Source organism: Pedobacter sp. UBA5917, from assembly GCF_002432345.1.
Taxonomy (GTDB): domain Bacteria; phylum Bacteroidota; class Bacteroidia; order Sphingobacteriales; family Sphingobacteriaceae; genus Pedobacter.
Genome location: NZ_DJDT01000147.1, coordinates 26,687 through 48,409 on the forward strand (window position 1 = coordinate 26,687; position 21,723 = coordinate 48,409).

A 21,723-nucleotide genomic window follows, 5' to 3' on the forward strand; every position below is an offset into this window, starting at 1 on the left:
CCAAATAACCTAAATAGTTAAATCGTTTTCCTGTTTAAGTTTAAATCCTTTTTTAAAGGCAACATAAAGCGCAATAAACAGCACGCCCAACAGAAAAAGGGATATATCGCCACCCGAGATTTTTTTGGCATAAATTACTTCTGCCGACAATTTTTTAGCATAGATAAGGTATAATACACCAGAAACAACATAACGGATAAGTACCGAGGCAAAACAACATATCGAAATCCAGAATAACCTGCGGATATTGATCGCCTCAAAAACCTGATTCCGTGATATCCTGATCAGAAACTTTATGATCAAAACCAAACCGAACATAAAAATGAAAGAGGCAACCAAAACCACCATCAAAGAAAGGATTTTACCGGTTAATATTCCACCATCACTATGCAGCGGGATTAAAATTACATTTCTGCCCGGGTCATACCTGTAATCAACCTTTTTATCGGTATAACTTATTTTGTAATTATGCTTACCGATTTTTGTGAGCTGTGGAACCTGCAGGTGGGATACTCCATCTTTAAAATAATATTTTGATGAATTTCTGAAATCGAACCTATTCTGATTTAACCCAAAATCCAATAACCCAATAAATGTTTGCTTGTTTTTCCGTGCGGTATCGGTATAGGCCGAAACTCCAAAAAATCCATTGAAATTGTATCCTACAGCCGGCAAAAGATTGCTTTTACTGTACGCAGCCTTTGATTTAAGTCGATTAAGATCATTTTCAAGTGTTGTTACACTATCATCTAACAGATCATATTTATTAGGCGGATCTACCCATTCGTAACTTTCAGAATCGTTATTATCACCTGTAGAATGGCTTATAAAGAATGGACTAATCATCATCCAAATAAAGAGAAAGCATATTGCTACGAGGATAATGGCACCAATAATATCACCAAATAATGATTTTGACGGTTTTAAATTCTCCATGGTTTTAAATTGTTAAATCGTTTTCTTTTTTGAGTTCAATCCCCTTTTTAAATACGAAAGCTATTGTTAAAAGCGTTAAGCCAAAAATCAACAGCCAGATCTGGAAATCAACATTTTCGATGATACTTAAAGTCAGGTTTTTATGGTTTCCCGATTGATTGGCATATTCTAAAGCATTAAAAACGAATAACGCAAACGGTATGAAAGTACAATACCATCCCATACGTTTAAGGCGCTCTGCGTTTTCGTTGCTAAAAACATCGCCTGCCTGTACCGAATCGATAAAACGGTACAGATAAACCAAGATCCTTAAGCCGAAGAAAGTGATCAATAATATGAATATCCCTGCAAACAGCCCAAATAAGCCCCCTTTTCCACCTTCGCTATAACCATCTTCAAAACCCCTAACTGCATCTTTAAACGAAAAGAGAAATACGACTAAAAGTGTAATGATATACCCCATTTTGATTAACCTGATTTGATTATCTGTTTTCATATTATATCGTTAAATCGTTTTCTTTTTTTAACCTGAGCGAATAATTAATTACCAGCAATAGCGCCCAAACAATCACGTTGGCGATAAATAAATCGGTAAACGGTTTTATACCCACCTTTACCCCATAACCCAAAACCTCTGCCTGCTGTACATCAACCAACCCCGGTAAAATAAACCAGCTTATGATACTGATAAAAAAGAATTTAAAAATCAGATAGGAAAATATGGCATACCATATAGCCTTGATTTTTTTAATCCCTTCTTCCGAAACAATTGTGGTTGCAATATACTGCCGGTCATTATAAACCAGTTTAAACAGCAGCCAGCCTATACAGAGATAAAAACCGATTGATACGGTTTGCTTTATGCCATCGAGAAACAGGATAGAGTTGGTTGGCGCGCTAAAGTCTTTTATTATTTCGGATATTGTGGAGATAAAAAATATCAGCCAAACTACCAGCCACATGCCGACCGATATTTTTTGAATTTGTTGAAGCGTGTTTTTCATAATTTATGATGTTACATCATTTTGGTTTAGTGGTTATACAATTGGGTTAGAAAAAATCCGACAAAAAATTATCCGATAATATGGGCAGCACATATAAAACAGGCTGACAAAAAATCCTGACTCCAAAAACCGCAGTACGGTTAAGGGCGATCTGTTTGGAATAAAAAAATGGAAATTGGAGAAACGTCATTTTTATTTAATATTTATAGCACAAACATAAATAATAAATTATTACAATTCAAAATATATTTATTGTTTTACAATAAATAATAAGCGAATAACAGCTATAAACAGCCTGACAGCTTAAATGATGTCAGAAATTTATTTGGAATGATTTTTGTAGTAAGTAAAACTGTAAAAAAGTTGTGCAAACGGCAACATTTTCAGCATTTTATCCTTTCGGATTGCCATACAATTTCGTAACTTTGCACACTCAATAATTAAAGAGCACACAATTCGTATAAATGAGACAACTCAAGATAACGCAATCCATTACCAACCGTGAAAGTCAATCCTTAGATAAGTACCTACATGAAATTGGTAAAGTAGACTTAATAACAGCAGAAGAAGAGGTAATTTTAGCAAGGAAGATTCGTGAAGGTGATCAGGCTGCATTAGAGCGCTTAACTAAAACGAACTTGCGTTTCGTTGTATCTGTTGCAAAACAATATCAAAATCAAGGTTTAACATTAGGTGATTTAATTAATGAAGGTAACCTGGGTTTAATTAAAGCGGCAAAACGTTTTGATGAAACCAAAGGTTTCAAATTCATTTCTTATGCCGTTTGGTGGATCCGTCAATCAATTCTTCAGGCCATTGCCGAGCAGAGCCGTATTGTACGTTTACCATTAAACCAGGTAGGTTCGTTAAGTAAAATCAGCAAGGCTTTCTCTAAGCTGGAGCAGGAATATGAGCGTGAGCCTTCTCCGGAAGAACTTGCCGACATTTTAGAAACTACGGTGGATAAAATTTCGGACACTCTAAGTAACTCCGGTCGTCACGTATCAATGGATGCCCCTTTTGTTCAGGGTGAAGAAAATACATTATTGGATGTATTGGAAAACCACGAGCCGAACACCGATAGCTCATTGATCAACGAATCTTTATCAGAAGAGATTAAACGTTCTTTATCTACTTTAACAGAAAGAGAAAGAGAAATTATTGTTTTATTCTTCGGTTTAGGTTCTAACCACCCACTTTCTTTAGAAGAAATCGGTGAGAAATTCAATCTAACACGCGAGCGTGTTCGTCAGATTAAAGATAAAGCGCTACAACGCTTACGTCATACTTCAAGAAGCAAAATCTTAAAATCTTATTTAGGATAAGAAATTGGATTTCATTAAAACAAAAAAAGATCGGCTATTTGCCGGTCTTTTTTTGTTTATGCATTTTTTAATAGCTCACTCGTCATCCCGACTGAAACGCAGTGGAACGGAGAAATCTGATCTTGCATGAAAGACCCTGACCACGAAGTAGCTATTAGACCATTAAAAACAATAATAACAGCTAATAAAACAAGTTCAGGGTGACGGCTCGCTAGAATAGTCGTTCTCTCGAGTAAACTCAGAATGACAACTAAATAAAACGGCCGTCATCTCGACTGGAACGTAGTGGAATGGAGAGATCTATCTCGAAGCAGATTTAGCTTCGCTGAGCAATTCGTAGTTCTCGACTGCGCTGCACCCGATAGCTATCGAAGTCGCTCAAAGTGACAGCAAATTAGAGGAGTTATTTTTAATGACATTCCTGCACCTAAAACTAAATTTACTGTTCTGATTTCATATCTTTAAATTATGTCGGTTAACCTGCTCAAAAAATCCATATCTGTTTATAAGCCTATCTTTGTATGGAATAAATTGGTGAGTTTATTGGTATCGGTATTTTTTATTTTAAACGGTTTTAAGGCGCCGGCCATTTATTCATTGGCCCTGTTCCTCAAACTTATTGGCTGGCTGTTCTCTACAGCTATATACTTCATGTTTTACCGATCAACAGCCTACTTTTTTAAAAATCAAGGGATAGGTTTTAGAAAAATCATAACAAACATGGTTTTATACGATTTTACCGTTTTTATCGCCATCTTAATTATATCATCAATATGCAGGGACTTTTTATCGACAGTGTTAAGCGATCTTTTGCCAATAGAGCAATATTAAGCAGCGTTTATTTAAAGTGTGGAATTGGTGAAGTTGTAGGCCTACTGGGCAGAAACGGTTCCGGCAAATCTACTTTGTTAAAAATCATCTTCGGAAGTGTAAAAGCAGATTTTAAATACCTCAACATCGATAATAGAATATATGACAGAGGTTATTTATCAAAAAACCTTTGTTATCTACCCCAGGATAATTTTATCCCGAACAAGTTAAGCGTCGCCGCAGCAATTGAGCTATTCTGTAAAATATACAGGGAGAAATTACTTGAAGTCCCCTTTGTTGCCGATAATTTTAAAAAGAAATTCAGGGATTTCTCGGGTGGAGAGCGCAGGTTACTGGAAGCATTGATCATCATTTACAGCGATGCAGATTTTGTTCTTTTAGATGAGCCTTTTTCACAATTAGCACCATTATTGGTTGATGAGCTGAAACACCACATTAACAGCTTAAAACCGTTTAAAGGTTTCGTGATAACCGATCATGACTACAGAACGATACTTAATGTTTCTGACAGGATTGTGCTTTTACACAATGGCTGTAATTACACGATTAATAGTACCAATGATTTAATGCTTTATGGTTATTTACCGAACCTGAATAAGTGAGAATACAACATAAAAACCGGCTATAGCCGGTTTTTTGGAAATCTAATCTTGTATGAAAGACCCTGAAGCAAGTTCAGGGTGACGGCATTGTGGGACAGTATTTTGAAGGAAGGTACTTTCTTAATAACAAATCCTTAAAACAACAAGTGTTTCACCGTTAAACCGTTGTTAATTAACTGTTTTAACGAATCGATACCAATGCGCAAATGTGTTTCCACATATTTTTCGGTCACACTGCTATCGCTTTCTGCGGTTTTAACGCCTTCAGGGATCATTGGCTGATCTGAAACCAGCAGTAATGCACCAGCAGGAATCTTATTGGCAAATGCTGTGGTAAAAATCGTTGCGGTTTCCATATCTACAGCCATTGCACGCAAAGTTTTCAAATATTTTTTAAACTCTTTATCGTGTTCCCAAACCCTACGGTTGGTGGTGTAACAGGTTCCGGTCCAATAATCCCTACCATGGTCGCGTATGGTAGTAGAAATCGCTTTCTGCAATGCGAAGGCAGGCAATGCCGGCACTTCGGCAGGCAGGTAATCATTTGATGTACCCTCACCCCTGATGGCTGCAATCGGAAGGATCAGATCGCCCAATTGGTTTTTCTTTTTCAAACCGCCACATTTACCCAAAAACAGCACGGCTTTAGGTCTGATCGCAGTTAATAAATCCATCATGGTGGCGGCCAGCGGACTTCCCATACCAAAATTGATAATGGTAATGCCATTTGCGGTAACACTCTGCATGGGCTTATCTAACCCCATAATCGGCGCGTTATCGTTCCATTCAGAAAACATGGTTACATACTTACTGAAATTGGTGAGCAGGATATAATCTCCAAACTGATCCAAGGGACGGCCGGTATAACGTGGCAACCAGTTTTTTACAATTTCATCTTTAGATTTTAACCCTGCTTTAACAGGAGTTTCTACTTCTTTCACTTTTTTTGATTGCTCTACAACGGCTTCATCTTTTTTTATATCTTTTTCTTCGTTCATATTCTTCTAGCTTTAAGCACAGCGCTAAACGCATGGCGTTAACAAATACTATATTACAAAAAATCCCTCCCGATTACGGGAAGGATTTGATTTTTTAAGCGGCCTGCAACTTTTTAAAATCGGCCTTTTCAAATTTCTCTATCGCGTAATCGAGATTGATATGCAGCTCCTTGACATCTGTTTGCGTTGGTGTATCAAACATTGCATCCAGCATAATTGCTTCACAGATCGATCTTAAACCACGTGCGCCCAATTTATATTCCATTGCTTTATCTACAATAAAATCTAAAACATCCTCATCAAAAACAAGTTTTACATTTTCGTAAGCAAAAAGCTTAACATATTGTTTGATCAATGAGTTTTTAGGTGCGGTTAAAATATTCCTTAACGATTCTTTATCCAATGGATTTAAGTGTGAAAGAACTGGTATACGACCAATCAATTCGGGAATTAATCCAAAAGATTTCAGATCCTGTGGTGTAATATACTTATAAAGATTTTTAAGATCTAAAACAGTCTCATCTTTCTTTACTTTATATCCTACAGCCTGCGTACGTAAACGATTGGCGATTTTGCGTTCGATACCATCAAATGCTCCACCACAGATAAACAGGATGTTGTTCGTATTCACCGGGATCATTTTCTGGTCTGGGTGCTTACGTCCGCCCTGAGGTGGAACATTTACTACCGTACCTTCCAAAATCTTCAGCAAAGCCTGCTGAACACCCTCTCCTGATACATCACGGGTAATGGATGGATTATCGCTTTTACGCGCCACCTTATCTACCTCATCGATATATACAATACCACGCTCGGCAGCCGTTACATCATAATCAGCAGCCTGTAGCAAACGGGTTAAAATACTCTCCACATCTTCACCTACATAACCTGCTTCTGTTAAAACAGTGGCATCGCAGATACAGAAAGGTACATGCAAAATTTTTGCAATGGTTTTGGCCAAAAGTGTTTTACCCGTACCTGTTTCGCCCACCAACATGATATTCGATTTTTCAATCTCGATCTCGTCTTTATCAACCTTTTGGTTTAAACGTTTGTAGTGGTTGTAAACCGCAACAGAAAGTACCTTTTTGGCATCATCCTGACCAATCACATACTGATCAAGGTGTTGCTTAATTTCAAGAGGCTTTAATAAATTAATCGCCTCCTGAATATTTTTTGTCCCTTTGGTTCCTAATTCCTGTGCAAGCAACTGGTTGGCCTGGGTAACGCACTTATCGCAGATAAATGCATCCATGCCTTCAATCAGCATTAAAGTTTCATGCTTGCCAGAATGGCAGAATGAGCAACGGGATTCTTTATTTTGTTTCGCCATTTTTATTTGCGTTTCTCGATAATACTTCGTCAACCATACCAAATCCTTTTGCTTCATCAGCAGTCATCCAGTAATCGCGGTCTGAAGCTTTCTCTACCCAGTCATATGTTTGGCCAGAGTGCTCTGAAATAATATCGTATAATTCTTTTTTCAATTTCAACATCTCTCTCAGGTTGATCTCCATATCAGATGCCACGCCCTGTGCGCCTCCTGATGGCTGATGGATCATTACCCTTGAATGAGGTAAAGCAGCACGTTTTCCTTTAGCACCTGCAACCAATAAAACCGCACCCATTGATGCTGCCATACCGGTACAGATAGTAGCTACATCAGGTTGGATATATTGCATGGTATCGTAAATACCTAAACCGGCATAAACCGAACCACCTGGCGAATTAATATAGATCTGAATGTCCCTATCGGCATCTGCAGACTGTAAAAACAACAACTGCGCCTGGATAATGTTGGCATTCTGATCGTAAATGGCATCACCTAAAAAGATAATACGGTCCATCATTAATCTTGAAAAAACATCCATTTGCGCTACGTTCAACTGGCGTTCTTCAATGATATATGGTGTCATGCTCTTAGGGTTTAAATTAGCCTGAGCAATAAATTTATCTACGTGCAAACCGCCAATCCCCTGATGTTTAACGGCAAATTTTCTGAATTCTTGTGAATCTATGTTCATGAGTTATAGAGTTTTTAGCAGAGGGCATAGAGCTTTGAGCTCCTGTTCCCCGTCGTTTCGTGAATAATAAAAAACCAAAATATAAATAATATTTCAATTATATAGTGGTTTAGACAAAGAGCATACCATATCGAAATCTATGACAATATAGCATCCCCGTTATTTCAAACTTTTAGAAAAGCTGGTAATCATCCTTGCTAAAATATCTAAATCTTCTAATAAATCTGCCAAATCCTTGTCAGAAACTAGTAATCTTAAATTTAACACCAAAAGAATATTGGCATTTTCGAAGATAGACCGATGTGCATAGTTTAAAAACCTTTTAAAATCGGCAGCAGAGTTGGAGCCTGATCCTTCCGCGATATTATTAGATACGCTAAGAGCAGCTCCTCGAAGCTGCTCTGCGAATCTAAATTTTTTAATTTCTTCTAATTTCTCAGAAATATCTATCAACTTATTACCTACAATGATGGCTCTCTGCCAAATTTGCAAGTCTTGAAATCTAAATTTTGCCATACAACAAAATAAGATTTTAAATTGACTTTAGCTTTGGGCATTAAAAGTGCTATGCACTATACCCCTTGCACTATGCTTTTTTCTCAACAAGCGCTACAAACTTATCGTAATCAATATCTTTTTGTTCTAAAGTAACGATAGATTTGATCTGCTCGAAAGTTTTTAATGCTTTAACCTCTTCGAAAACACGGTTAGCATTTTCTTTGTCCTGTAAAAACTGAACGGCATATTGTGCCAGTTGATCTTCAGGAAGCGGGCTTGGGCTGTACATTCTGAACTGTGCATCTAATTTTGCTTTAGCAGCCTGAACTACATCTTCATATTTAATTTCGATGCTGTTATCTTTGATAATTTTGTTTTCGATCAAAGTCCATTTAAGGTTTTTAGCAAAATCGTCATAACCTTCTGCCAATTCTTCGTCGGTTAATTTTTCGTTGGTTGCTTTTAACCAGCGACGTAGGAACTCATCCGGCAATTCGAAGTTGTGTTTAACTAACAATGCCTCGTAAATATCGTTCGATAATTTACGTTCAGCATCCTGTTTAAACATGCTTTCTACTTCTTCAGTAATTTTTGCTTTGAAACCAGCTTCGTCAGTTACTGTACCTTCGCCAAAAAGTTTATCAAAAAATTCCTGGTTTAAGTCTGATTCTTCTAAACGGTTTACGTTTTTGATATGAAGTTTAAAATCTGCTTTTAATTCGGCAGCCTGCTCTTCAGAAATGTTTAAAGCTTTTGCAATTACCGCAGCATCTTCAAGTGCTTTCTGGATATCGATGGTAACTTCATCTTCTTTCTTTAAACCGATTAACGATTTAAGGATTTTTTTATCTTTTATCTGATCCAAACGGATAGTTGCAGTACTGGTAATACCACCTTCAACAGCAGCACCATCAGCAACCTGGGTTAACTCAGCATAAAGTACATCACCATCAGCAGAAACCTCAGGATTTGTCATTTTACCATAGCTACGACGGATGTTTTTGATACGGCTTTCTAAAGTTTCCTGATCAGCTTTAACCACATACTCGGTAAATTTATCTTTAGATGAAACGTTTACATCAAAAGCAGGCGCTAAACCCAACTCATAATCAAATTCGAAATCATCTGTATTATCCCATTTAAATTCGCGCTCATCGTCCATTTTAGGAAGTGGTTGACCTAAAATTTCTAATTTTTGCTCTGCGATATAGTTAGATAGGGTATCGTTCAATAAGTTGTTAACCTCTTCTACCAGGATGCTTTTGCCATACATTTTTTTAATGTGGGCAGCAGGAACCATTCCTTTACGGAAACCAGGTAATTGCGCTTTTTTAGCTTGATCTTTAATGGCTTTCTCTACTTTTCCAGTATAATCAGCAGGTGCGATCTTGATTTTTACAACAGCATTTAAGTTGCCGGTTTTTTCCTGTGTAATATTCATTTTTTCTGAGATATGAGTATTGAGATATGCAATTAGATTTGAGTATTATGATATGAGATTTGAGACAAATGACACATATCTTTCCAATTAAAACAGCACATCAATTTTTATTAATCAATGTTTTTAAAAACAAAACCGTTCCGATGTTTAAATCGGAACGGCCTTTATCTTGTTGTGCGGAAGAAGGGACTCGAACCCCCACGCCGTGAAGCGCCAGATCCTAAGTCTGGTGCGGCTACCAATTACGCCACTTCCGCAGTTAGGATGTTGTAAGGACTGCAAAGATAGAAACAAGATTGAATAATCAAAAGCCATCGCCAATATTTTATTGATTATTTTGATTACAAAATGGTAACTATTTAGTTTTTAAGGAGAAAAAAAACTAACCGAACGGTTTATTGGGAGTTTTTGTGATGGTTTGTGGAGACACAAACCATGAAGACACAAACCATGGGAAACTTGTAACGTAAAACAAAATCAATACGTAAACACCAAACGTTCCTACGGAACGGAAACGCCAATCTTGCAATTGGCTACCCATGAAGCGTCCCGATGGGACGCTACCAAATTCAATAATGCCGAGGAAACAAAAAAACCGTTCCGACATCAAGTCGGAACGGTTTATCGTGTTGTGCGGAAGAAGGGACTCGAACCCCCACGCCGTGAAGCGCCAGATCCTAAGTCTGGTGCGGCTACCAATTACGCCACTTCCGCAGATAGGATGTTTTAAGGACTGCAAAGATAGAAACTAAATTGGAAAATCAAACTTTTATGATGACTTATAGACCATAAAATTGGATTAATGTTGGTCCTTGCGAGACACAGATACATAAATGGCTTAATATCTATATTTTACAAATTAACATAGATAGATAAATAAATCTTACCGATGGTTTGTGAAACACAGACCATGGAGATTCCCCCGCAACATGCCCCATCATACATTTCCCATCCTACATCATCCATTTTCCATTATATATGCTCCATTTTACCTAAAACTCAACCAGTGTTACATCAACCAACTCCGGTCCGCCATCTATTGGATAACCTTTAACCTTTTTTCCTTTTATCTTTACTTTTCGATCTAAATAAGTATCAAGATTGATTGAGCCACTTTTTAAAGCATAGGTTTTGTTATCGGCTTTTAGCAGGTGCGTACCGTACTGAAAGGTACTCATACCCAGTTTTTGAATGGTTCCGCTTGCGGTAACAGAGCCGGTGTGGTTTGCATCTTTCATGGAGCTACAGCCAGAAATTACAGCAACAAACAGGGATAATACTAATATTTTCTTCATGGTAGTTTAAACGGGGTGATTTAATTTTATGCTACAATTTACAAAAATTAAAACGGTATGCTTAATAAAGTTGTTTTTGAAATTCGAAAAAATATTGAACGGCTTTAACTAATCTGCTGCCATACCAGCTGAACATCTCCCCGTCAACCAACATTACTTTGGCATTGGGAACGGCTGATTGAATTTCTTCAATGTGTTTTTCGCCAAAAGGATAAGGCTCTGACGACAGTAGAACCAGTTCGCAGTTTGTAGTTTTCAGCTCTTCCAGTGTTATCGCGGGATAGCGTTCGCTTTCTACAACATTTGTCATACCGTTAAGGAGCAGAATATCATTGATAAAAGTATTTTTTCCAGCGGCCATATAGGGTTTACGCCAAATGAGGTAAGCTACTTTTTTGTCGATATGATTTTGAAGTGCAAGTGTTTTCAGGTCGTTAAAGCCGGCCGAAATAAGGTGGTTAAGGTAACTGGCTTCGGGTTCGCGATCTACCAGAGCTCCTATTTCGCTGATGGTTTTCATCGCATCATCAAGGGTAAAAATATCGCTCATCCAAACCGGGAAATATTCGGCAAGTTCTTCTATATCACCCTGTGTATTTTCCTCTTTATTACCGATGATGAGATCGGGCTTTAAATCTTTAATGAGATCGATATTGAGTTTTTTCGTCCCCCCTACTTTGGTGCGCGTTGCAAATTTTTCTATCGGATGGATACAAAATTTAGTCAATCCGATAATTTCCTGATCCAGACCTAAATCGAATAAAAGTTCTGTTTGTGAGGGTACAACAGAAATAATCCGTTTTGGAGGGAAATTGATGGTGATCTCCTGCCCCATTTGATCGGTAAACGTTTTTTGCATAAAGCAAAGGTATGGTTTAGGGTTTAAACTACAGCTGTCGTCATTTCGAGCGAAGTGCAACGAAGTCGAGAAATCTGCCTAGAAATAGATCTCTCCCTGCCCGAAGCAGGCGGGCATTCCGCTGCGCTTCAGTCGAGATGACGATCTTGTATATAAAACTACGCGCCGCTCTTTTTCTGCTCTACGTAGGTATCGTTATAAAAATGGTTCGGTTTAAGGTAAACTACATTGTTCTGAAAATCGAAAAAGGTGTTGAAACGTTTTAAAACCTCGTTGCCCAAAATATGGATATTTGCTCCTCTTAAGGGTTTGTTACCGGTTATGAGCTGTACAGGTACATCTTTCAAATCATATTTACCCAATTTTAAGGTCTGCAGGTTAGCAGTAACCACAGGGATCTCATTCCCGGTAGCACCACGCATTATTACTTTCTTGATTACTTCCATTTTATCAGTAGGGAAGTTTCCGTTTTTAAGCAGATCGTTATCAAGCATGGCTGTGCGATGATAACCGGTATCAAAAAGAAACCAGTCCGTATTTTTTATTCCGCTCTGTTCGATGGTACTTTCTATCAGAAAAAGTTCTGCAAAATATCTGATATTCAAACTGGTAAAGCTTTTATCCTTGCTTACATATTTTGGCAGCACAGAGTGAACAACCATTACATTTTTATCGTAATTGAGTTCAAGTATTTTTCCATCAAACAGGTCCCAGCCAAACCTTCCTTCGGTACCTACTCCGGTAAGCTGTGCAGGATAAACCCTGGTTTTATAATCACTGTTACCCAAGCTAAGGTTATAATAGGTATTGTAAAGTTTAGGATCAGATTTTACCTTGTTCTTTAATACCTCGTCGGTAATCACCAGTTCAGTTGTTCCGCTATCGAAATTTAAATTCAGTGTGTCTATTTTATTGAGTACCGATTTAACGTAAATGGTGCTCTCACTATTGATAAAAAGCGGGATACTGTCGTGGATTTCGGGTTTGATTTTACTGAAATTTTTAATTTCCGGACTGGTAATCCTGGTGAGGCACGAATCTTTCCCATTTAAGAGTACAATAAAATCCTTTTTTTCACCGGGTTTGATTTTAAAGATAATGGAATCGATATCGGTTTTAAATTTAACCGATTTAGCTTTTACAAGTTTTGAAGTGGTAAAAACATCAGGATTTGTTTTCGGATCAATTGTCCAGCCTTTTGTTAGACCATCTTCTTCCAAAATCTTCGCTGTTTTAGAATTTGCTTTTATAATTGGTAACTGCTTTTGGGCAAAGCTGGCGATAGAAAGGAAAGAAAATGCAAGAATCAGGAGCTGTTTCATTAAAATGGTTTTAGAAAACGAATTTAATGATTAGGAGTAGTATTATGGATAAAAATATGTTTATTTTGGAAAGGATTTCAAACGTCCAGTCCAAAATGTATTTTGGCTAATTTATTAGTATATGCCAAATAGACCCTGAAATAAATTCAGGATGACGGCTCTCGAATGTTTTATTTCGGAGCAAGGTTTCATTCAGTTTTTAACCACACCTGCCCAGCCGGTCAGGCGGGGATGCACACAGATAAACACGGATGGTATATCTGCGTGCATTTTTTGCTTCTATAGCTAATATACTATTTAAGCCACAGTAACATCCTCTTTTACCACACCATCGGCAATGTGTAAAATCCTATTGCCATATTGTGCATTTTTTTCAGAGTGGGTAACCTGGATAATGGTAATGCCATCTTCCTGGTTTAATTTTTTGAATAATTCCATAATCTCCTCAGCCTGTGCCGATTGCAGGTTACCAGTTGGTTCATCAGCCAGGATAATAGAAGGCTGGGCGGCCAAAGCCCTCGCAATACCAACAAGCTGTTGTTGTCCGCCAGAAAGTTGATTAGGGAACAGGTCTTTTTTGGCAACAATGTTAAAACGGTCTAACAGATCGGCAATTCTGCTTGCTCTTTCCGAGCTTCCCACTTTTTTGTATAACAAGGGAGCTTCGATGTTTTCGTAAACCGTCATTTCGTCGATTAAATGGTAAGCCTGAAACACAAAGCCGATATGATTGCGGTAAAGTTCGATGCGTTTACGTTCGTTTAACGAGGTTACGTCTTCGCCCATAAATTCGTAAGTGCCATAAGTTGGTTCTTCGAGCATGCCGATGATGTTAAGCAGGGTCGATTTTCCCGCACCTGATGGTCCCATGATGGAAACAAATTCTCCCTGCTTAATGGTTGTGGTTACCAAACGGAGCACATAATTTTTAACGCCTTTGTTGGCGTAGTACTTTTCGATGTTGTTAAGTTGTATCATATTTAAGGTTTAGGGCATAGGGTTTAAGGCATAGGGTTTGGACGTGTTAAACTTAAACCTTGACATTAAACTTTATGCTATTATTCATATTTAAGGTTTAGGGCATAGGGCTTAAGGCATAGGGTTTTGGTGTGTTAAACTTAAACCTTGACATTAAACTTTATTCTATTATTTGTATTTAAGGTTTAGGGCATAGGGTTTAAGATATAGGCGTGTCACCTTACACCTTTTACCCTAAACCTTACACCTTTATTCGTATTTAAGTGCTTTTACCGGGTTTCCTAAAGCAGCCTTTCGGGCCTGGATACTTACGGTTAAAACAGCAATGATTATGGAAACAATGGTGGCCAAAAGGAATGGGTATAGCGGCATATCTATCCGGTATGCAAAACCACTTAGCCATTTTCCAACTACAAGGTAGGCAACAGGCCAACTGATCAGGTTTGCAATGATTACCAGAACCAAAAAAGTTTTATTCAAAAGCCCAACGATCTGCATATTGGATGCCCCCAAAATTTTTCTCATGGCAATTTCCTTGGTCCGGCGCTTTGCTACAAAAGTAGATAAAGCAAACAGTCCCAATAGGGAAAGTGATACAGAAACCACACTGAACAGCATAATCATGCTTATAAAACGGTTATTATTTTCGAGCACTTTATCAAAAGCAGTGTTCAAGGTGGTATATTCCATCAGGAAATCAGGATAAGTACGTTTCCATTCGGTCTTTATTTTTTCGATAATGGCAGCACTTTTATCACTGTTCAACTTTACGATCAGGTTATTGGTTGATGATGTACCTCCCAGATGGGTTACTTTGTAAAGTGTTGGCAACACTCCTTTATCGAACCCTTCGTTATGATAATCCTTAATTACACCAACAATCTGAAAGTTTAACATTTTATCCTGGTTTATGATTTTATAACTTTTACCAATTGGATTTTTACCGATCAGCTTTGCTGCAGCTTCGTTCAGCACTACGGTATTAATGGTATCCTGCTTATATTCTTTCGAGAACACACGTCCTTTTAAAAGCTTTACACCCAGGGCCGAAAGCGCATCCATGCTTATCGTTACGGTATTAAGGGAAATTTTATTTCCGTTATATTCTATCTCCTGTGGAACATTAAAAGTGTTTCCCATTACTTGCGTTGTAGTAGCCACATACTGTACACCGGGAATGCGTTTGATCTTATCAACAAGGCTTTGATCGTAACCAGACCGGATATTGATAAGATTGCTACGTTCGAAACCTAAATCTTTATTATTAAGGTAATTTGTCTGCAAATGCATCACGCTAATGGCAATAATAAAGGTTACTGAAATGATAAACTGAAAAACGACCAGTACATTACGTAAAGTTACGCCCCTTAAACTATCGCCATAATTCCCTTTTAATACAGATGCTGGATTGTAGTTAGATAAGATCCAGGCGGGATAAAAACCGGCCAATAAGGTTACCAGTGTAAAAAGTCCGAATAGCTGTAAAAGCATGCCGGCAAGATGTGGATTATACCAAAAGCTAAGCTCAACATGGAATTGGGTGTTGAACGAAGGCAGCAATACCTCAATCAATATCACAGCCAGGAACAGGGCAACAATACTCTGTAGTGCGCATTCCAATAAAAACTGACCGATCAATTGTTGTTTATAGGCACCCATTACCTTTTTAACACCAACCTCTTTAGCGCGTTGCACGGACTGGGCAGTTACCAGGTTAACAAAATTAATAATGGACACTAACAGGAGAAATATGCAGATAGCAATTACAGGTTTTAATTTTTCAAGCCAGCTTATCTCGAAGGGACGGTTGCCATGAACTTTAGCCAGTGGAAGTGCCTTTAATTCGAGATATTTACCATCTGCGAAATAACTTCTATATTCAATTTTTTTAAAGGGCGCTGTCGACTTTTTATAATCGATATAAACTTTTTTAAGGGTCTGGTTTAAAAGTTCGAGATCTGTATCGTTATTTACCCTTGCGTAAATCTGGCAATAATTACTATTGGTTGGATTATCGGGATCCCTATCCCTGTTTCCGGTACGCATAATGGCCGTAAAACCTGCTGTTTCGGGCGTTGCAGAATCTTCTACCACACCGGTTACGGTTAAATCGGTACCTTCATCGCCCTGCCAGGCAAGCACTTTAATTACTTTACCAAGGGCAATATCCTCGCCAAATAACCTTTTGGCCAGACTTTGTTTTAGCACAACCGATTTGGGCGCACTCAAGGCCTTACTTTCGCTGCCTTGTATAAACCTATATTTAAATACATGGAAGAAACTGCTATCGGCATCTTTCATCCTGTTAACTGCAATGGGTTCGGCCTTGCCCACACTAACCGAATTATCGGTCCTAAAGTCCCAATCGGGATCTACTTTCGTAACTGCAATTACCTGTGGAACTTTTTGACGGATCAGATTGCCCACGCGGCTTTCGTTCGATTCCTGCAGATGCTCCTTATTATCGGGGGTAAAAAAGCTATGGCGTTCCCTGATCTGGTAAACATTTTTAAGCCCTGCATCCCAGGTATCATAGCTTTCTTCATGGTTAATGTATAACAGCATCAATACAAAAGCAGTTAAGCCAATAGCCAAACCACCGATATTGATAGCTGCGTAAACTTTATTCCTGAATAGATTGCGCAGGGCAATTTTTAAGTTGAGTTTGAACATATTTTAAGGTTGAAGGTTGAAAGGTTGAAGGTTGAAAGGTTACCGTTCTAATCGTTTAACCATTCCGTATTAATTCTAACTTTCAGCCATATTTATTTTAAAAGTTGAAAGGTTGGAAGGTTGAGGGGCTAGGCATTTAAACCCTCAGCCCTAATACCTTCAGCCTTCCACCTCTATTCATATTTAAGTACATCAATGGTATTGGCGTTTGCCGCTTTATAAGAGCGAAAGCTTACCGTAATAAAAGTAATCAGCATGGATATCAACATGGCCAAAACAAAGGGCCAAAGGCTTAAATCAATGCGATAGGCAAAACCCGAAAGCCATTTCGAAACAAACAGGTAGGCCATTGGCCAAGCTACTATATTTGCAATAAAAACCATTATCAGGAACGAGCCATTAAGCATTTTAACCAGCTGTAAGGTAGATGCGCCCAAAACTTTCCGTATGGCTACTTCCCTGGTTCGTTGCATGGCCACAAATGAAATCAGGCCGAACAAACCAATAAATGAGATGAAAATAATTACACTGGCAAACACCTTGAATAATATCCCCATAATGTGTTCACTTTCATAATAGCCTTTTATCCGGTCATCAACAAAATCTGCATGATAAATATTATTTGGGAATGTAATGTTCCATAAGGTTTCTATCTGGTTCATGGAAGATACGAGCTGTTTGCCCTCCAACTTTATTGCCGCCTGCCAGTACTGGTTTTTATCAGCAGAAATGGCCAGACCGGAAATTTTCTCTTTTAACGATTTATCATTATAATCCTTTACCACACCTACAATCGGAATGTTGATACCTGTGGCATTGATCATTTTACCGAGGGCATTTTCGGGCTTCGTTATGCCTACTTTTTTCAGAAAGGTTTCGTTAACCACATAACCATTGGCCGTATCGCTCTTCATAAAAACTTTTCCGGCAATAATCTTCAAATCGAAAAGTTTAAAATAATTTTCATCGGTCTTACAGGTCCTTACCTCAAAATCTTTATTTTTCGTTCCATTAAAGGTAAAATTTGTCGAATTTATATCCTGGGATAAAGGTGGCGACTGGCAATAGCTCAACAGTTGTACACCGGGTATTTTTAAAATCCTTTCTTTAAAAATACTCCGCCTGTCTTTACTCACCTGATCTCCGGGCATCCCTACCATTACCACAGTGGATGAATTAAAACCCAAAGGTTTCTGTTGCAGGTAATCCATTTGATTTACAATTACAATGGTTCCGATGATGAGTATAACCGTAATTGCAAACTGCACCACTACCAAAATTTTGCGCAGGCTTAAACCATTATTGTTAAGGGTGACCTTATTTTTTATGGCTAGTGCCGGATTAAAACCCGATATGATCATGGCCGGATAAAAGCCTGCCAAAAAGCCAACAAATGCAACCAGTAAAACCATAAATACAAAAATAACCGGGTGCCCGAACAAACTAAAGCTAATCTGATTTTTAAACAGGTTCTGCATAGCAGGTATGGCCAGCTCACTGATCATACAGGCAATTAAAAGCGCAATTAAAACCAGCACAACGGTTTCGGTTAAAAACTGTACAATAAGCTGCTTACGCTTGCCCCCCATTACTTTACGCACGCCTACTTCTTTTGACCGGTTAACAGCCTGTGCCGTATTTAGGTTGATAAAGTTGATACAGGCTGTACAGATCAAAAACAGTCCGATAATGGCGAGGCCATAAATCTGGCCTTTGGCAATTGTTGCATTGGCAAAATTATCATAGCGCTCATCAAAATGAATTTCGCTTAAAGGCTGAAGCCTGTTTACCTGGTTACCTTCAATCTTTTTATCAGCATAATATTTTTTATTGAATTTCGCCATGGCCCCATCTAAGTCCGATCTGGTCAGTCCTTCTTTAAGCAACATGTAACTGCTTAAACTCGAATTGATGCAATCCCAACAGTCGCGGTTACCGTAATAATTGTATAAATTCTGGTAAGCAATCACTATTTTTAATGGAAAGCTGCTGTTCTGCGGCATATCCTGAAATATTCCGGTAACGCTTAACTGCGTTTTGGTACCCATGGTAATACTTTTACCAATTGCATTTTGTACGCTGCCAAAATACTTAATGGCCATCGCCTCTGATAAGGCCACGCTGTTAGGGGCTTTTAAAGCTTCTGCCGGTTTGCCATATTTCCAGTTTATATTAATGATATCAAAAAAATCGGGTTCGGCGAAATATACATTTTCCTGGCTCTTTAAAATTTCCCTGCCTGTATTATCCTTAATGTGTATAATGTCATCTAATTTGGCAATTGCACCTATCTTTTCTATGCCCGCTATTTCGTTTCTGGCTGCAGCGGTAAAAGGTATCGGAACACCTGCCGAGAAATCGTCGAAAGCATTGTATTTCCAATCGGTAACCACACGGTAAATGCGACCTGCATTTTTATAACCTTCATCAAAACTGAGCTGAAAACGGATAAAAATAAAAATGAGGATACAGCTGGCCATCCCGACCGATAAACCAAGTATATTGATCAGGGTATAACCTTTGTTTTTCCAGAGGTTGCGCCAGGCGATTTTTAGGTTTAATCTGAACATTTTTTTGGTGTTTAGCGTAAAGCGTTTGGCGCTAAGCGATAAGTACACGCTAAACGCCAAGCGCCAACCGCAGGTCTATTCATATTTAAGTGCATCTATCGTATTGGCAACCGCAGCTTTATAAGAGCGGAGGCTCACCGTGATCAGCGTAATAGCCATCGAAATTACCATGGCCAGTACAAAAGGCCAGATACTGATTTCGATGCGGTAGGCAAAACCTGAAAGCCATTTAGAAACAAACAGATAAGCCAGCGGCCATGCCACCAGATTGGCAATAAAAACCATCACCAGGAAAGAGCCATTTAACATTTTAACCAATTCGATGGTAGAAGCACCCAGCACTTTCCTGATGGCCACTTCTTTTGTTCGCTGCATGGCAACAAATGAGATTAAGCCGAACAGGCCGATAAAGGAAATAAAAATGATTACCCCTGCGAACACCTTGAAAAGCGTGCCCATTATTTTTTCGCCCTGATAATAATTCCTGATCTCATCATCCAAAAAGGATTCGTTGTACACATATTCCGGAAAAGTATTCTTCCAAACTTTTGATACCGTGCCCATGGTTTTAACCATCTGTTTTGCATCTAATTTTATGGCCGCATAAAAAAATCTCTTCTTTAGCGCGCCAACCAAAATCGGATCGATAGATTGGTGCAAACTCTTATTTTTAAAATCCCTGATTACGCCAACAATCGGTGCCGTCATTCCGCCCAGCGAAATGTTCTTCCCAATGGCATCACCCGGTTGTGTGATATTGAGTTTCTTTAACAACGTTTCGTTTACCAGGTATCCATTAATCGTGTCTGATTTTGCAATATTTCTTCCGGCTGCTAGTTTTAGACCAAAAGTTTTCAAATAATCTTCGTCGGCATTTTTAACATTCACCTGAAAATCGGCTGTTTTACTGCCGTTGTAAGAAAAAGTATTACCGTTATTATTTTGTGATGAAGGGGCTGTACGGCAAAAACTTACGTCTTCTACCCCAGGAATCTGCTTGAGCTGGGTTTTGAAGCGGGCAAAACGATCAATTGTCAAACTGTCGTTAGGTAAATCTACCATTGCAACCGCTGTAGGGTTAAAGCCAAGGGGTTGCTCCCTGATGTACCTCATTTGCTGCAAAATAACCAGGGTGCCGATAATTAATACAACCGTTAAGGAGAACTGAACCACAACCAAAATTTTCCTTAGTCCTAAACCGCCTGTATTTGCGGCAATTTTGTTTTTAATGGCTAAAGCAGGGTTGAAGCCCGACATCACTATTGCCGGATAAAAACCGGCCAATAGACTTACAAAAACCATCAAAAACAACATAAATACCAGAATAACCGGGTGTTCAAAAATACTAAACGAGATTTTCGAGCCGAAGAGATTTTGCATGCCGGGCAACGCAATTTCCGTAAGTACGCTTCCGATCAGCAATGAAATAAATACCACAGTTAGTGTTTCCGTTAAAAACTGTATAATGAGCTGGCTCCGCTGGCTTCCCATCACCTTCCTAACCCCAACTTCCTTAGATCGGCTTACTGCCTGGGCTGTAGCCAGGTTAATGAAATTGATTGATGCGGTAATCATCAGAAAAAGTCCGATGATGGCTAAACCATAAAGCTGTTTTTTAGGCATAATCCTGCCCGAAAAATTACCGAACCTATCGTTGTAATGAATATCCCTTAGCGGTTGAAATAAATGTCCTTCTTTACCCGGCGATTTTTCTACATAATATTTTTTGATAAATGATTTTAAAGGTCCATCGAGCATTTCGATATTGATGTTCGGTTTCAGTAAAAGATAGCTTTCCGATCCCGAGCCAACAGCTCCCCAGTTTGTTAAATTTCTATCTTTAAATGATTTGTACGGAAGTATAATTTTTAAGGGGATAGAGTTATTTTCTGCAATATCATCTATTACACCGGTAACCGTGTAATTAACTTTTCCATCGAAATTGACTGTTTTTCCGAGTGCCAGTTTCCAATCATCAAAAAATTTGGTTGCCATTTCTTTCGAAAGCACCACATGATCCGGGTCGGCCAGTGAATGGTAATCGCCGGATAACCATTGGTAATTAAATATGCTGAAGAAATCTGGCTCTGCATAAAATACATTTTCTATTGCTTTCAGTTTTTCCCTGCCGCTTACATCATTAATTTTTACCAGACCTGTAGCCGTTTCAATAGCCGAAATCTTTTCAATATAGGGCGAAAGATCGTTGCGCATGGCAGGTGTTAAGGGCAAAGGAACACCCTGCGATGAAAACTCATTTCCATCCTGGTAATGCCAGGTAGAAACCACCCGGAAAATCCTCTCTTTATTTTTAAAACCCTCATCAAAGCTCATCTGATAACGGATAAAAATAAAAATGAGGATACA

The 21,723-nt window shown here is 38.5% G+C and carries 17 protein-coding genes and 2 tRNA genes; 2 read left to right on the forward strand and 17 right to left on the reverse strand.

The genetic code is table 11. The annotated features are described in order from the left end of the window. Positions 1–9 precede the first annotated feature (9 nt). The 3 genes from B2V92_RS08885 to B2V92_RS08895 are packed head-to-tail and all read right to left on the reverse strand — an operon-like array spanning position 10 to position 1,940. Positions 10–936, reverse strand: coding sequence for a DUF2975 domain-containing protein (locus B2V92_RS08885; protein WP_293306997.1), 927 nt, complete (start codon positions 934–936; stop codon positions 10–12). A 4-nt stretch (positions 937–940) separates the two neighbouring features. After that, positions 941–1,432, reverse strand: a complete 492-nt coding sequence (locus B2V92_RS08890; protein ID WP_293306999.1) for a DUF2975 domain-containing protein — start codon at positions 1,430–1,432, stop codon at positions 941–943. 1 nt (position 1,433) lies between these two features. Continuing rightward, on the reverse strand, positions 1,434–1,940 hold the full coding sequence (locus tag B2V92_RS08895; protein ID WP_293307001.1) for a hypothetical protein: 507 nt from the start codon (positions 1,938–1,940) through the stop codon (positions 1,434–1,436). Positions 1,941–2,404: 464 nt separating this feature from the next. Here B2V92_RS08895 and B2V92_RS08900 point away from each other — a divergent pair, with 464 nt between their 5' ends. Continuing rightward, positions 2,405–3,265 (forward strand): sigma-70 family RNA polymerase sigma factor, encoded by an 861-nt coding sequence (locus B2V92_RS08900; RefSeq protein ID WP_010601359.1) that lies wholly within the window; start codon positions 2,405–2,407, stop codon positions 3,263–3,265. A 773-nt stretch (positions 3,266–4,038) separates the two neighbouring features. After that, the gene (locus B2V92_RS08905; RefSeq protein WP_293307025.1) at positions 4,039–4,698 is read left to right on the forward strand and encodes an ATP-binding cassette domain-containing protein; all 660 of its coding nucleotides are present in this window, start codon (positions 4,039–4,041) and stop codon (positions 4,696–4,698) included. Positions 4,699–4,832: 134 nt separating this feature from the next. Here B2V92_RS08905 and B2V92_RS08910 read toward each other — a convergent pair whose 3' ends face one another. The 14 genes from B2V92_RS08910 to B2V92_RS08975 form a co-directional block, all read right to left on the reverse strand. Next, complete coding sequence (locus tag B2V92_RS08910; protein ID WP_293307027.1) at positions 4,833–5,696, reverse strand: AMP nucleosidase; 864 nt, start codon at positions 5,694–5,696, stop codon at positions 4,833–4,835. 94 nt (positions 5,697–5,790) lie between these two features. Beyond that, positions 5,791–7,029, reverse strand: coding sequence for an ATP-dependent Clp protease ATP-binding subunit ClpX (clpX, locus tag B2V92_RS08915; RefSeq protein WP_293307029.1), 1,239 nt, complete (start codon positions 7,027–7,029; stop codon positions 5,791–5,793). Next, the gene (gene clpP / locus B2V92_RS08920; RefSeq protein ID WP_293307031.1) at positions 7,013–7,720 is read right to left on the reverse strand and encodes an ATP-dependent Clp endopeptidase proteolytic subunit ClpP; all 708 of its coding nucleotides are present in this window, start codon (positions 7,718–7,720) and stop codon (positions 7,013–7,015) included. Before clpP ends, clpX begins: the two co-directional genes overlap by 17 nt. A gap of 159 nt (positions 7,721–7,879) precedes the next feature. Then, entirely contained in the window at positions 7,880–8,236 is a 357-nt protein-coding gene (locus B2V92_RS08925) for a four helix bundle protein (protein ID WP_293307033.1), read from the reverse strand. A 70-nt stretch (positions 8,237–8,306) separates the two neighbouring features. Further along, positions 8,307–9,659, reverse strand: a complete 1,353-nt coding sequence (gene tig / locus B2V92_RS08930) for a trigger factor (protein WP_293307035.1) — start codon at positions 9,657–9,659, stop codon at positions 8,307–8,309. 175 nt (positions 9,660–9,834) lie between these two features. Beyond that, positions 9,835–9,916, reverse strand: a tRNA-Leu gene (locus tag B2V92_RS08935). 375 nt (positions 9,917–10,291) lie between these two features. After that, positions 10,292–10,373: transfer RNA gene (locus tag B2V92_RS08940), tRNA-Leu, on the reverse strand. Between the two features lie 278 nt (positions 10,374–10,651). After that, positions 10,652–10,954, reverse strand: a complete 303-nt coding sequence (locus B2V92_RS08945; RefSeq protein ID WP_293307037.1) for a hypothetical protein — start codon at positions 10,952–10,954, stop codon at positions 10,652–10,654. A gap of 61 nt (positions 10,955–11,015) precedes the next feature. Continuing rightward, on the reverse strand, positions 11,016–11,813 hold the full coding sequence (locus B2V92_RS08950) for an ABC transporter substrate-binding protein (RefSeq protein ID WP_293307039.1): 798 nt from the start codon (positions 11,811–11,813) through the stop codon (positions 11,016–11,018). Positions 11,814–11,971: 158 nt separating this feature from the next. Continuing rightward, the gene (locus B2V92_RS08955) at positions 11,972–13,135 is read right to left on the reverse strand and encodes an aspartyl protease family protein (protein WP_293307041.1); all 1,164 of its coding nucleotides are present in this window, start codon (positions 13,133–13,135) and stop codon (positions 11,972–11,974) included. 297 nt (positions 13,136–13,432) lie between these two features. Then, complete coding sequence (locus B2V92_RS08960; RefSeq protein WP_293307043.1) at positions 13,433–14,113, reverse strand: ABC transporter ATP-binding protein; 681 nt, start codon at positions 14,111–14,113, stop codon at positions 13,433–13,435. A gap of 249 nt (positions 14,114–14,362) precedes the next feature. Next, on the reverse strand, positions 14,363–16,786 hold the full coding sequence (locus B2V92_RS08965; RefSeq protein WP_293307045.1) for an ABC transporter permease: 2,424 nt from the start codon (positions 16,784–16,786) through the stop codon (positions 14,363–14,365). A gap of 173 nt (positions 16,787–16,959) precedes the next feature. Next, on the reverse strand, positions 16,960–19,356 hold the full coding sequence (locus B2V92_RS08970) for an ABC transporter permease (protein WP_293307047.1): 2,397 nt from the start codon (positions 19,354–19,356) through the stop codon (positions 16,960–16,962). Positions 19,357–19,431: 75 nt separating this feature from the next. Beyond that, positions 19,432–21,723, reverse strand: a 2,292-nt coding sequence (locus B2V92_RS08975; RefSeq protein WP_293307049.1) for an ABC transporter permease, incomplete at its 5' end; no start/stop codon positions are given.